The organism is Marisediminitalea lipolytica, assembly GCF_001758465.1.
Taxonomy (GTDB): domain Bacteria; phylum Pseudomonadota; class Gammaproteobacteria; order Enterobacterales; family Alteromonadaceae; genus Alteromonas; species Alteromonas lipolytica.
Map to the genome: position 1 here is coordinate 183,736 of NZ_MJIC01000010.1, position 13,562 is coordinate 197,297.

Sequence of the window (13,562 nt, forward strand, 5' to 3'; positions counted from 1 at the left end):
GACTATAAATCCGGTATGGAAATCCTATATAATCGCGCCGTTTTTTTTACTCTGAACCAACGAAAGTGAACTAATGGCAGACTTATCTCATTACAGAAACATTGGTATTTTCGCCCACGTAGACGCGGGTAAAACGACCACTACAGAACGTATTTTGAAACTTACCGGTAAAATCCATAAGACCGGTGAAGTGCACGACGGTGAGTCAACGACTGACTTTATGGAACAGGAAGCTGAGCGTGGTATTACTATCCAGTCTGCTGCGACGACCTGTTTCTGGAAAGATCACCGCATGAACATCATCGATACTCCAGGACACGTTGACTTCACTGTTGAAGTTTATCGTTCACTGAAAGTACTCGACGGCGGTATCGGTGTATTCTGTGGTTCAGGCGGTGTTGAGCCTCAGTCTGAAACCAACTGGCGTTATGCTAACGAATCAGAAGTTGCTCGTGTTATCTTCGTAAACAAACTGGACCGTATGGGTGCAGATTTCTACCGCGTTGTTGGTCAGGTTAAACGCGTACTGGCGGCTAACCCGTTAGTTATGACCCTGCCAATTGGTATCGAAGACGAGTTTAAAGGTGTTGTTAACCTGCTCGACATGAAAGCCTACATCTGGGATGACTCTGGCCTGCCAGAAAACTACGAAGTCGTAGACATTCCTGAAGACATGGTTGAGAAAGCCAGCGAATATCGTGAGCAAATGGTTGAGACTGCTGTTGAGCAGGACGATGACCTGATGATGGCTTACATGGATGGCGAAGAGCCTTCTCTGGAAGACCTGAAGCGTTGTATCCGTAAAGGTACCCGCGATATGTCATTCTTCCCGACTTACTGTGGTTCTGCATTCAAAAACAAAGGTATTCAGTTAGTACTGGACGCAGTTGTTGACTTCCTGCCTTCACCTACTGAAGTTGATCCACAGGATCTGACTGACGAAGAGACTGGTGAGCCTACTGGTGAAGTAGCAACTGTTTCTACTGACGAGCCGTTCCGCGCTCTTGCGTTTAAGATCATGGATGACCGCTTCGGTGCCCTGACCTTTATCCGTATTTACTCTGGTGTACTGAACAAGGGTGACACCATCCTGAACAGCGCAACCGGTAAAACTGAGCGTATTGGCCGTATGGTAGAGATGCACGCTGACGAACGTACTGAACTGCAATCAGCTCAGGCTGGTGACATTCTTGCTGTTGTAGGTATGAAGAACGTGCAGACTGGTCACACCCTGTGTGATCCGAAGAACCCTTGTACTCTTGAGCCAATGATCTTCCCTGAGCCGGTAATCTCGATTGCGGTTAAGCCTAAAGATAAAGGCGCTAACGAGAAGATGTCTATCGCTATCGGTAAACTGGTAGCAGAAGATCCATCGTTCCAGGTTGAAACTGATGAAGATTCTGGCGAAACCATCCTGAAAGGTATGGGTGAGCTGCACTTAGACATCAAAGTAGACATCCTGAAGCGTACTTATGGCGTTGAGCTGGAAGTAGGTCAGCCGCAGGTTGCATACCGTGAAACTATCACTACTCCGGTAGAAGACAGCTACACGCACAAGAAACAGTCTGGTGGTTCTGGTCAGTTCGGTAAGATCGATTACCGCATCAAGCCAGGCGAGCAAAACTCAGGCTTCACGTTCACCTCTACCGTTGTTGGTGGTAACGTTCCTAAAGAATTCTTCCCGGCTATCGAAAAAGGCTTTAAGTCTATGATGGACCAGGGTGTTCTGGCTGGTTATCCGGTTCTTGACGTAGAAGTTGAACTGTTCGACGGTGGTTTCCACGCAGTTGACTCATCAGCAATCGCGTTCGAAATCGCAGCTAAGGGTGCATTCCGTCAGTCAATTCCAAAGGCCGGTCCTCAGCTTCTTGAGCCAATCATGAAAGTTGACGTATTCAGCCCGGAAGACAACGTAGGTGACGTAATCGGTGACCTTAACCGTCGTCGTGGTATGATCAAAGACCAGGAAGCTGGTGCAACAGGTGTACGCATTAAGGCAGACGTTCCTCTGTCAGAAATGTTCGGTTACATCGGTCACCTGCGTACTATTACTTCAGGTCGTGGTCAGTTCTCTATGGAATTCAGCCACTACTCAAACTGTCCGCAAAACGTTGCTGACAAAGTTATCGAAGAAGCAAAAGCGCGTAAAGCGGCTAAGTAATTCGATTACTGCTGAAAAGCATTTAAAAATAAAAACCCGCCTTCCGGCGGGTTTTTTGTTTTCGGTTACTCATTACAAATAGAAATATGACTCCCTTAATCATTTTCTTCTGATATGCTTTAGTGGTAGGTTAAAAAACAATCAGTTAGTAGGCTGGTAAGTTGTGACCAGCTATCCTGCTAAATAACACCTAAGCCAATTTAACTACACTGCGTTTAGATAAAAGGGATTTTTGTGAAAACAGTTCTGACTTTAATATTCGTGTTTTTTTCATTCTGTCTGGTAATCGAAGGTGTGTGGGCACAGAGTCGCGGATTAAAGGTAATAGCAGCAAAAGATGGTGCGTATATTGACGGTTATTCATCAAGTCATGCACTGCTGATTGGTGTTAGCGATTACACTAACGGATGGCCTGATCTTGAGTCAGTTCCGTCAGAAGTAGCTGAATTCAAGTCCTATTTAGAAAGCACAGGGTTCAACTCAGTTACCACCGTTGAAAATCCTTCTAGTGTCGAACTTCATCTGGCGATAGACCGGTTTTTTGATCGATATGGTTATGATGATAATAATCGTTTGCTGGTATTTTTTGCAGGTCACGGATATTCAATGAATAACCGTTCGAAAGGATATCTGGTCCCCGCTGATGCCCCGACTCCTGTAAAAAGTCGTAAGGACTTTCTAAGAAAATCACTGGATATGTCGCAGATCCTTGCCTGGTCCAGACAGATTACTGCTAAACATGTTTTATTTCTGTTCGATAGCTGCTTTTCCGGCACCATATTCAAAACCCGCTCGTTACCCAGTGCCCCTCCACATATAGATAAGTACACCAGTAAACCCGTAAGGCAATTTATAACCGCTGGTAGCGCTGGCGAGGAAGTTCCCGCCAAAAGTATCTTTACTCCCGTACTACTTCGGGCTTTATCCGGGAAAGGAGACATTAATGGTGATGGTTATGTGACGGGCTCAGAGCTTGGAATGCATCTAGAGCAGGAGATGGCTCACTATACCCGCGATCAAACGCCACAGTACGGGAAAATAAAAGATATCGATCTGGATATTGGCGATTTCGTGTTTAAAGTGAATGTGCCGGTTGATAATAGCCAACAAATCACTAAAGCTGAAGTTAAGCCAACGCCGCAGGTAACCGACAATCAGAAGTCAGTTTCAGCAGAATTAGAAGTTTGGAAACTGGTCAGAGAAAGCAACGATATCGATGAATTACAGGCTTTTCTAATCCAGTTTCCCAATGGTATTTTTGCTCAGGTGGCCAGAGCAAGAATCGATAATTTTACACAGTCAAGGCCAGTAGCAGAAACTAGCCCTAAGCTCAGTTTGTATGTAGATACATTTCCAGTGGATGCAAGAGTCAGGGTCCTGAATATAAAACCAGTTTATCAGTATGCGATGCCGCTGAAGCCGGGCAAGTATCAACTCGAGGTGAGTAAACCAGGCTATCAAACCACGGTAAAGTGGGTAACACTATCGGCTCCGAGTAAACCTTTTTTAATCCAGTTATCACCGCAAACTGTGAAGGTTAATAGCGTCGGTAACTTTACCGAAGCTTTGGGCGAAAGTGCTTTTACTATGGTGCACGTAAACTCCGGAGGTTTTGAGCTCAAATTAAGCGCTAATCGCGTAAAAAAAGTCAGTGTGAAAAGTTTTTATTTGTCTGAAACCGAAGTCACCAAAGGACTTTTTTCCTTGTTTGTGGAGGAAAGCGGATACCTGACTGATGCCGAAATTAACCGCGAACATGAAGGTTGTTGGTCTTTTGCTGTAGATAGCAAAAATTTGTTGGGTTTACCTGGTGCTACATGGGAATGGGTTAAGGGCTTGAGTTGGCGAAATGCCAGCGTTGATGGCAATCAGCAGACCGCGACTCATCCGGTTACCTGTGTAAGCTTCTATGATGTGAATGAATTTATTGCCTGGTTGCAGCAAAGGACGGGTAAAAAGTACCGACTACCAACCGAAGCAGAGTGGGAGTATGCAGCAAGGGCAGAGAGTTTATCTAACTACAGTTTTGGCGATGACGAAACCTTACTTTGCAGATATGCCAATATCGCCGACAATACCCTGTTTTCTAATGGTGAAAACTGGAATGAGAAAACAGAGTGTACGGACCGTTATCTTTTTACTGCTCCGGTAAAGTCCTTTAAAGCCAACGCGTTTGGTTTATATGACATGCACGGCAATGTATGGGAATGGGTTCACGATTGCTGGAGTAAAGAGATTTTCGACGAAGCTTATGATGAGCTTAATTTTAGCCAATGTGAAAAAAGAGTGGTCAGGGGAGGCTCCTGGGCAAACGCGGCTAATTTTGTTAAATCTTCCTATCGGGGAGCTGATGTAGCCTTTGAAAGATTTTCCAGTTTAGGCTTTCGTTTAGCGCTCAGTGAGTAGCAGGTCCTGATGACCCAGGCGTGTTTCCGGTCAAGCAACTGATTTAACTATCTACTACTTAAAAAGCATTTATCCAGGGGATGGATAGCGCACAAAATAAATAGTGCGATGAGTATCTGCTTGGAAAAAACCTTATGATCACTTGAACGGTGTATTTGAAGCCGCTTTTTAAGCATAGCGAGTGCTATTATCCTTGCTGGATGAGCCAGTGTCTGAACTTGTTAACACGTGTTCCATGAGATACCTTTTATTCAGTTGCTAATGTGAAGCCAGGCTTAAGCGTTACTCGTTGTCGTGCTATGTCAAAAGAAGTCAAAATTGAAATGATTCGAATACTCTGTTTACTGCTGGTTCTTGCTTTTGTGCAAGGTTGTGCAAATGTCGCCAATTATCAAGCCTATGAAAATCAGGTACTTGACGGCAGGTATGAATCTCTGGTTTCTGACTACGAAACTAATATGGGACTATTTGCTAATCCGGATTACCGCCATCCGAAAATAATACTGGAAGTGTGTCGGGCGTATCTGGAGTTAAAGCGGTACACAACGTTTTTTGATTGTATTGATACCATTGACGTAATGGTGGCCGAAAAGGGCTTTTCTACCACGATGCAAGGGGCATTTCAGTTAAATACCGAGCAGGCTAAAGCTTACACCGCACCATTATTATCAAAGGCTTACCTTGATCTTGGCGATGCGAAAGAGGCGTTGCGACAGGCTCAAATCGCAATCGATGCAGTAGGGCTACTGAAAGACCTGAATAAAAGCTGGTATGACTATGAAAATTTCAAGATGGACCTGTTGCATGAGCCTTTGTCGAGCGGTGTTATTGCAGCAAAGCTGTTAAACGACGAGCAGCAGGTACAGGTGTATTTAACACAGCTAGAAAAAACGGTGGAAGACGTCGTTGAGGCCAATTCATTCCTGAGCGGTCAGATAGAAGATCCCAACCCAAGAAAAGCTCACCTGAATCTGGCCAAAGCCTATTTTGCCATTAATGACTATGAAAATGCCTTAACTGAACTGAAAGAGTCCGGGGAAATTGAGTTTGTTGGCATGGTCAGCAGTATTGTATTTCCAAGTGTCATACTCACCAAACTGGCCTTTAATGACAAAGACTATTTAGCGCAGGGCGACCGTGAATTTATCACTTTTCCACGGGATTATATGGTGGCTAAAATTGCCTATGAAATGGGCGATACCGATTATGCTAAAACGCAATATCAAACTTTATTAAGCAATCCCATTCTGGACAACTTCGGCTCGTTAAAGTGGGCCTTATTGTCAGACTTAGGCAAAATTTATATTAGTAAGAAGAACTTCCCGGTGGCCGAGGAGCATTTGTTTAAAGCCATTGAAGAAATTGAATCGCATCGGGAGAATATCAATACTGAAGCAGGCCGAATAGGCTTTGTCGGCGACAAACAAGCTGTCTATTTTACCTTGATTGATGCGCTTGTAGAACAAGGAAAATATGCTGAGGCTTTCGAATACGTTGAGCGGGCAAAAGCGCGGGCATTAGTTGATATGCTGGCAGAGCAGGACCGTTTTGCAGAAGCTGGCTCAGATAAAATACTGGATGAGTTAAAAGCACTTGAACTGGCTTCAATGGCGGTAAGTTTCAGGGCAAACACCAATGCCGATCAGCGTGGTATTAAAATTCAGGCGCTGAACAATGATATTCAACAAGTTTCGGATGAACTCAGCTCGCTAACCAGCGTCAGGCCAATTTCTGTTGCAGAGATTCAGCGCAACCTGGGCCCTCGCGAGAGCCTTCTGGAATACTACGGCTCAGCGGATACGCTATTTGCCTTTGTTGTAAGCCAACAAAATGTAAAGGCGGTAAAAATAACCGCGGATACATTAAATAGTGAGATTGTTCGATTTCGCAACAGTATTGAATTAAATTCGGCTGAATACACTCATGCTTCGCAACAAGTCTATGACCAGATTATTCAGCCGGTTAAGACGCTTATTAACGGTGATACATTAACCATCGTGCCCCATGGCAATCTCCACTATATTCCCTTTGCTGCACTTTCATCTGGCAATACGTTTTTGATCGACGACTATAATCTACGCTTTTTGCCCTCGGCATCGGTACTGCAATTTCTTGATGAGCCCTCAGAAAATGCCAGTGATTTACTGGCGTTGGGTAATCCAGATTTAGGCGACGCGCAATACGATCTACCCGGGGCGCAATACGAAACCCTGATGATAGATAAAGGCTGGAAAGACTCTAAGATATTGTTAAGACAATTTGCCTCGGAAGCGAACTTTAAGAAATTTGCTCCCTCATTTAAGTACTTACATTTAGCTTCCCATGGTGAGTTTAATAGCCAGTCACCGTTGCAATCCAGAATGTTGCTTTCACCCGGTGATGGGGAAGACGGAAACCTGACCGTTTCAGAGTTATACACTTTAAAGCTCAATGCCGATTTGGTGACCCTGTCTGCCTGTGAAACCGCATTAGGTGAGATTATGAGCGGCGATGATGTCGTTGGATTAACCCGTGGGTTTTTATACGCGGGCACACAATCGATTGTGGCCAGTTTATGGGCAGTGTCTGATGAGGCAACGGCTTACCTGATGGGCCACTTTTATCAGAATTTAAAAACCATGACCAAAGTACATGCTTTGAGGCAGGCCATTATTACCACTAAAGCAAAGTACAGGGATCCTGCGTTGTGGTCGGCGTTTCAGATAACCGGCGCAAATTAGCCGGGCAGGGGTGTTTAGTTTTACCTGTTTATCAATTGGTGACACAGATCAACACGCCTTTCCATTACCTATATTAGATTTAATATATATGTGATGGAGGTGTGTGATGACCGACAAAAAACTGATCTTACTGTTAAAAGTAGTTATGAGTATTGGCATTAGCCTGATACTTGCCGGCGTTTATTGTCATATGTACAGCGAAACCATTGAAGAGATGGGGGTGACCGGTATCGTCATCAGCGCTTGTTTGGTGGCCATAGGCATGATCCTGTCATTACCCACCAAAATGTACCTGACTTTCGTTCTGGTTAAGCGGGAAGAAGATCGTAAATCGTCGCTAAAAGCCAGTTAAATGCTGTCTACAATTGGGTAATTGTAAAACCGCGTTTCTCCAGTAAGTCGAGTACACTGCCTTCACCAGAGAGATGCATGGTTCCTACCAATACAAATTCGATTTCTGCGCTATCAAACATGGCCTCTATTTTTGGCAGCCAGGTGTTATTCCGGTCTATTAACAGCTGTTGGTAAATGACCGGAAAGTTTTCCCTGAAGCTGCTGGCCTGGGTGGCATACAAGTCTGCCATGTCACCGCTGCGCCAATAGCTTTTCAGTTCTTGGATGGCAAGCGGCAGTTGTCGGACATCTTCCAGGGCGTACTTGATCATTTGATCTTCATCGTTTCCGCCCAGTGCAGCGATAAATTCTAACTGTTGCTGTGGTGACTCAAACCAGTCGAGGTTTTTCTGATCGGTCATGGCTTTAAAATAATAGAATTCATCAACGCCCTGACTGGTGAGCCCCATGCGACGTAATTCCGTCATACTCAGCGTAATACTGACCAGGGCCGGGGTGTAATTAGCCAGTTGCTCAATATCGATATTTCTTTCCCGCAAATGCGCACTAAGTTCGTTATAGGTTTGCGCGGATAGCACGTCTTTTAAACGCGTGTCGTTCTGGTAGGTAAGACGAAGTAATGAATCCCGCTGAAATGCCGGGCTGTTAAGACCAGCAATGTCAGTTTCAAAAAACAGTGTGTCAGCGGCTTTGTACGCCAGGCCGTAAGCGTCTGGTAACGGGAAATCCTGGGGGCTCAGAATATGCAGCGTGCCGCCAATATAGACAGTGTGTGAGTCTTTGGTGACTTTCCAAACTGAAGCTGCCTGGGTACAGCCACAAAACGCGGCTAACAGCCAGCAAAACGCTTTTATTGTTTTCATGCGATCCCTCTGGAAAAGGCTAATTTACCTGCTATGTTATTGTTGAGCAATGATTAATGCCCGAAACCGTCGGAAAGGTAAGGTGAATATTGTTTACACTCTTAGTGTTTCCACCAATGATGACGCCAGGCGGGAACGCCCATCTTCTTAATTTCCCGATACAGCTCCTGGCGGTCTGCCTGATTCAGAAATTCACCAACGGCTATGTTGTGATTGGGAGTGACCAGAGTAACCTGCGGTAAATACCAGTCCTGGGCGCTTTCTGTCATTTCCAGATGAACGTCGTTGCGGTTGAGGGTAATAACGCTGCTCTGTCTGGTGCTGCGTTGAATGTGTACGTAGTCTTTCTCAAATGACAGGGTTTCACTGTGATAAGAGCGCAGGCTAACCCGATAGAGCATAAAACAAAGTAAGCTTATTTCGATACCGGCAAAGGGAAAAACCATCCACACCCCAACCCAGGCCCAGGCACATGCAATCATAAAGGCAATTATTGCCATGCCCAGCATCAGCCATTTGTTATGCAGCCAGTCGGCTGAACGGTTTGGCCGTAATGTTATCAGGCTATACTGTGAGAGATGCTTAACTAAAACCATAAGGTACGCATAACAAACCGAAGTCTTTTTCAGTATAGCGTGAAATTACTGACAGTATTAAACCCTACAGACTAAGTCGACTTCCGTTGTGTAATCTGGCAAAGTGCGGCCGTTCATAGTTGTTAATAATTCGTGTGAAAAATACATTTAGTACTCATCCCTGGTTAACGTTGCTGGCTATTGCCTGGTTATTGCTGGTATTGCTAGCCGGTAACACGCAACTATTTACGCTGCTTAGTGATTTTGGTGCTTTTCTGTTTTTAGGTGTTATCGGAGCTATATTCGCCAATGCCACCGGCGCAGGCGGTGGCGTGGTGTTTGTGCCGTTTTTCCAGCAACTGGCATTTACGCCCGAGACCGTCGTGGCGACCAGCTTTGCTATTCAGTGTTGTGGTATGAGCGCCGGAGCACTGAGTTGGGGCCAGTTTTATCGTCACACGCAGCGTCAACAAGCCAACTGGCAACCGTTACCCGGTACGCTAAAGTACAGCATTCCAATGGGATTGTGTGGTCTCTGGCTGGCCCAGTTCGGCTTTGACTATTTTCTTGCAACGCTGAGTTTTTCTGCGTTAGCTTCTCAGCTGCATATTGGTTTTGGCGTTTTTTCTATGGGACTGGCGGTAGCCATTTTGCTGTCGCTAAAGCGACTTAATCAGCGTCACTGCCAAACCGTTCTTGGTCAAATTGACAAATTTGCGCTGCCAATGCTGGCTTTTATCGGCGGCATTCTTACCGCCTATTTGTCGGTAGGTATTGGTGAAATAATAGCGGTTTACCTTATTGTCAGGCGCTTTGACGTTACGCTGGCCATTGGCGCGGCCGTAATCATATCGGCTTGCACCGTGTGGGGCGGCGTACTGCACGGATTGCTGGTAACACAGGCGGTTAACTGGCAGGTCGTTTTATTTGCCGGGGCGGGGGCAGTTATCGGCGGCAGAATTGCCCGCTATCTAGTGCTTTTCTTTTCACCCAGACAGGTAAAGTTGTTTTTTGCATTGTGGGTATTTGTATTGGGGCTAATCAGTCTTTTATAAGGTCATATCCATCCGGGCGTAAAAATAAACTTTAGTCTATAGCTTTAAAATGAACCGCGTACTCTGTTAAGGTGAAACTTCCGATAATTGAAAGGACTCGTTTTTTATGTCTTTAAAGCCCGTTGAGCTTTATTCTCTGAGTCAGCCCGACTGGAGTAAGGACGCGGTTATTTATCAGGTCAACACGCGTCAGTTCAGTCAGCAAGGTAACTTCGACGGGGTCACCGACAAACTCGAAGCCATCGTTGAACTGGGTGCCACTATCCTTTGGCTTATGCCTGTTCATCCAATTGGCGTCAAAAATCGCAAAGGCGAATTAGGTAGCCCTTATGCGGTAAAGGACTATCTGGCCATTAATCCGGAATTCGGTGATGCCAGTGGTTTTCAGCATCTGGTGGATAAAGCCCACGCTCTGGGACTCAAGGTTATTCTGGACTGGGTACCCAATCACAGTGCCTGGGATAATTCCTTAGTTACGACACACCCGGAATGGTATGCCCGGGATCATAAAGGGGATTTTCGTCCTTCTCCCTGGTGGGACTGGAGTGACATTATCGAGTTTGACTACGATCAGCCTGGTTTGCGCGAGTATATGATTAACGCCATGTCGTACTGGGTGACTAACTTTGATATCGATGGCTTTAGGTGCGATGTGGCCGGGTACGTACCCAATGATTTCTGGCAACAGGCACGATCTGCACTGGATAAAATTAAACCAGTATTTTTACTGGCTGAATGGGAGAACCGCGATCTCCATCGTGATGGCTTTAACATGACGTATGCCTGGAGCTGGAACGAAGCCCTACATGATATAGCACATGGCAAAGCGCCATTAGACCGTTTGCGCAAGTACTACTCATGGAATGAAAGAGCCTGGCCGCATTCAGCTTATCGCATGACTTTTGTGAGCAATCACGATAAAAATGCCTGGGATGGCACGCAACGCGAACAATTTGGCGACTGTCTGGAAGCTGCTATTGTGTTGTCTGTGTTGGGGGAGGGGGTGCCACTTATCCATAATGGTCAGGAGGCGGGCGAAAGTAAGCGCTTGGCGTTTTTTGAGCGGGATCCCATCGATTGGCGGGCCCATCCCATTGGGGATTTATACAAGAAGCTTGTCTGCCTGAAAAAAAACATTCCGGCGTTATGGAACGGCGAGTTTGGCGCAAGAATGATTCAGGTGCCTAATTCTGCACAGGCTCAGGTACTGAGTTTTGTACGAATGCAAAATGAGATTAAAGTTGTTGTGGCGCTCAATTTTTCTGCTCAGTCTGTGGTGGTGGATTTTTACGAAAACCTGTTCCCCGGTGAATATCTTGATGTTTTCGCCGAAACGGACAGTTTGGTAACGCTGGGTCAGCGCCTGGTTATGCCTCCCTGGTCATTTCGGGTATTTGTCTCGGCTAATTTCCCCCTGTTCTAACAGACCCACAGACGTGTTCTGAAATCTTTGGCATAATAGGCGTTTTGGAATAACTCAGGAACACTATGCCCAGTTTAGACGACGTATTTTCGGGCTCCGGATTACTGGCAAAAGCGATTAACGGGTTTAGTCCCCGCCAGGCTCAAACTGATATGGCAAAAGCCGTAGCCAGCGCTATTACCCATGCCGACAGCTTAATTGTCGAAGCCGGTACCGGAACAGGAAAAACCTTTGCCTATCTGGCACCGGTGTTATTGTCTAAGGGTAAGGCTATTGTCTCCACCGGTACCAAAAACCTGCAGGAACAATTGTTTCACCGCGACTTACCGGTTATTAAAAAAGCCCTCGCCAGTAACCGCAAAACAGCCTTGCTTAAGGGGCGGGCTAATTATTTGTGTTTACATCGGCTGGCTCAGCATGGTGGAAATTCCACCCTGGTGGAGTCGGATGTGCTGAGCGAGCTGTCCATCGTCAGAGACTGGGCCAATACCACCAAAACCGGCGATATGGGCGAGGTGAAAACCTTACCCGAAGATGCGCGGGTGATCCCTTTGGTGACTTCTACCGTGGATAACTGCCTGGGACGGGATTGCCCGGATTATGAAGACTGTTATCTGGTAAAAGCTCGTAAAAAAGCCATGGATGCCGACATTGTGGTGGTTAACCACCATTTATTTTTTGCTGACATGGCGCTGCGGGACACCGGCTTTGGTGAGCTAATTCCCGAGGCTGACTGCATTATATTCGACGAAGCACACCAGATCCCGGAGATTGCCAGTGAGTATTTTGGTGAGGCGATTTCTACCCGCCAGTTAACCGAAATTTGCAAAGAGATTACCCTGTTATACCGCACGGTGTTAAAAGATGCCGACCAACTGGAAAAAGCCGGTGAGAAGGTTCGGATGCTGGCAGCGGATCTGCGGATTTTATTTGCCGATAAACCACAACGAGGGCATTGGCTCGAGGCGATGGAACGGGAAGACGTTGCAACGCAGGTTAGTCGGCTGGAAGATGCCGTTGGCGTGCTTTACGATATTTGTAAGCTGCATATCGGCCGTGATAAAGACCTTGATAATCTGTTTGATCGCATTGTGCAAAGTCGGGAAAAACTGGCGCTGTTTACCACCCAGGAACACGACGGCATGAGCCTGTGGTACGAAACCACGCCCCGCCATATCGTAATGCATATGACCCCCTTGTCGATTGCGGCTAAATTCAGGCGTTTTGTAGAGTCTGACGACCGCGGCTGGGTATTTACCTCGGCTACCCTGGTAGTGGATAACGACTTTACCCATTTCCAGCGGCGTATGGGACTGGAAAAAGCTAAAACCATGCTGCTCGACAGCCCTTTTGATTACGCCAAACAGGCCATGCTTTGTGTGCCCAGATATTTGCCTGAGCCGCACATGCCAACCATGCGTAAACAGCTGGTGAATATTGCGAAAAAGCTGATAAAGGCCAGCGGCGGACGCTGTTTCCTGTTGTTTACCAGTCATGCCGCCTTACAGGAAGTGGCCAGCGCACTGGAAGAGCAAATCGATAATCCGGTGCTGGTACAGGGCAGCACATCCAAGCAGGCTTTGCTCAGTGCCTATTTGTCTGATCCCGCAGCGGTATTGCTGGGGACCGGCGCATTTTGGGAAGGTGTGGATGTGCGGGGCAATGATTTGGTGTGCGTGATGATCGACAAGCTGCCTTTTGCCGCGCCTGATGATCCTTTGTTGCAGGCGCGGCTGGAAGAGTGCCGTAAAAAAGGCGGCAATCCCTTTGGCAGTATTCAGATACCACAGGCTGTTATTACCCTAAAACAGGGGGCTGGTCGGTTAATTCGTGATCCGGCGGATGCAGGTGTGTTGGTAATCTGTGATAATCGGCTGGTAACCAAACCCTATGCACAAACTTTTCTGGGGAGTTTGCCGCCGATGAAACGTACCCGTGATTTAGCCGAAGTAGAACAGTTTTTACGTCAGATCGAACATAAAGAAGCCGTAACAGAAGAATAACC

9 protein-coding genes are annotated in these 13,562 nt (G+C 46.4%); 7 read left to right on the forward strand and 2 right to left on the reverse strand.

The annotated features are described in order from the left end of the window. Positions 1 to 73 precede the first annotated feature (73 nt). From fusA to BFC17_RS06355, 4 genes are all read left to right on the forward strand, one after another. Positions 74 to 2,161 (forward strand): elongation factor G, encoded by a 2,088-nt coding sequence (fusA, locus tag BFC17_RS06340; protein ID WP_070175616.1) that lies wholly within the window; start codon positions 74 to 76, stop codon positions 2,159 to 2,161. 234 nt (positions 2,162 to 2,395) lie between these two features. Beyond that, the gene (locus tag BFC17_RS06345; RefSeq protein WP_070175617.1) at positions 2,396 to 4,567 is read left to right on the forward strand and encodes an SUMF1/EgtB/PvdO family nonheme iron enzyme; all 2,172 of its coding nucleotides are present in this window, start codon (positions 2,396 to 2,398) and stop codon (positions 4,565 to 4,567) included. A gap of 323 nt (positions 4,568 to 4,890) precedes the next feature. Beyond that, a complete protein-coding gene (locus BFC17_RS06350; RefSeq protein ID WP_175439536.1) occupies positions 4,891 to 7,287 on the forward strand; it encodes a CHAT domain-containing protein in 2,397 nt (798 codons plus the stop codon). A 106-nt stretch (positions 7,288 to 7,393) separates the two neighbouring features. Next, the gene (locus tag BFC17_RS06355; RefSeq protein WP_070175619.1) at positions 7,394 to 7,639 is read left to right on the forward strand and encodes a hypothetical protein; all 246 of its coding nucleotides are present in this window, start codon (positions 7,394 to 7,396) and stop codon (positions 7,637 to 7,639) included. Positions 7,640 to 7,646: 7 nt separating this feature from the next. Here BFC17_RS06355 and BFC17_RS06360 read toward each other — a convergent pair whose 3' ends face one another. After that, entirely contained in the window at positions 7,647 to 8,504 is an 858-nt protein-coding gene (locus BFC17_RS06360; RefSeq protein WP_070175620.1) for a TraB/GumN family protein, read from the reverse strand. 101 nt (positions 8,505 to 8,605) lie between these two features. Continuing rightward, positions 8,606 to 9,100 (reverse strand): DUF2244 domain-containing protein, encoded by a 495-nt coding sequence (locus tag BFC17_RS06365; protein ID WP_070175621.1) that lies wholly within the window; start codon positions 9,098 to 9,100, stop codon positions 8,606 to 8,608. Positions 9,101 to 9,234: 134 nt separating this feature from the next. Between BFC17_RS06365 and BFC17_RS06370 the strand changes: the two genes are divergently transcribed. The 3 genes from BFC17_RS06370 (at position 9,235) to yoaA (ending at position 13,560) form a co-directional block, all read left to right on the forward strand. Then, positions 9,235 to 10,134: a sulfite exporter TauE/SafE family protein gene (locus BFC17_RS06370; RefSeq protein ID WP_139142012.1), complete on the forward strand. Its 900-nt coding sequence runs from the start codon at positions 9,235 to 9,237 to the stop codon at positions 10,132 to 10,134. A gap of 106 nt (positions 10,135 to 10,240) precedes the next feature. Next, the gene (locus BFC17_RS06375) at positions 10,241 to 11,557 is read left to right on the forward strand and encodes an alpha-amylase family glycosyl hydrolase (RefSeq protein WP_070175622.1); all 1,317 of its coding nucleotides are present in this window, start codon (positions 10,241 to 10,243) and stop codon (positions 11,555 to 11,557) included. A gap of 65 nt (positions 11,558 to 11,622) precedes the next feature. Next, positions 11,623 to 13,560 (forward strand): DNA repair helicase YoaA, encoded by a 1,938-nt coding sequence (yoaA, locus tag BFC17_RS06380; RefSeq protein WP_070175623.1) that lies wholly within the window; start codon positions 11,623 to 11,625, stop codon positions 13,558 to 13,560. Positions 13,561 to 13,562: the final 2 nt, after the last annotated feature.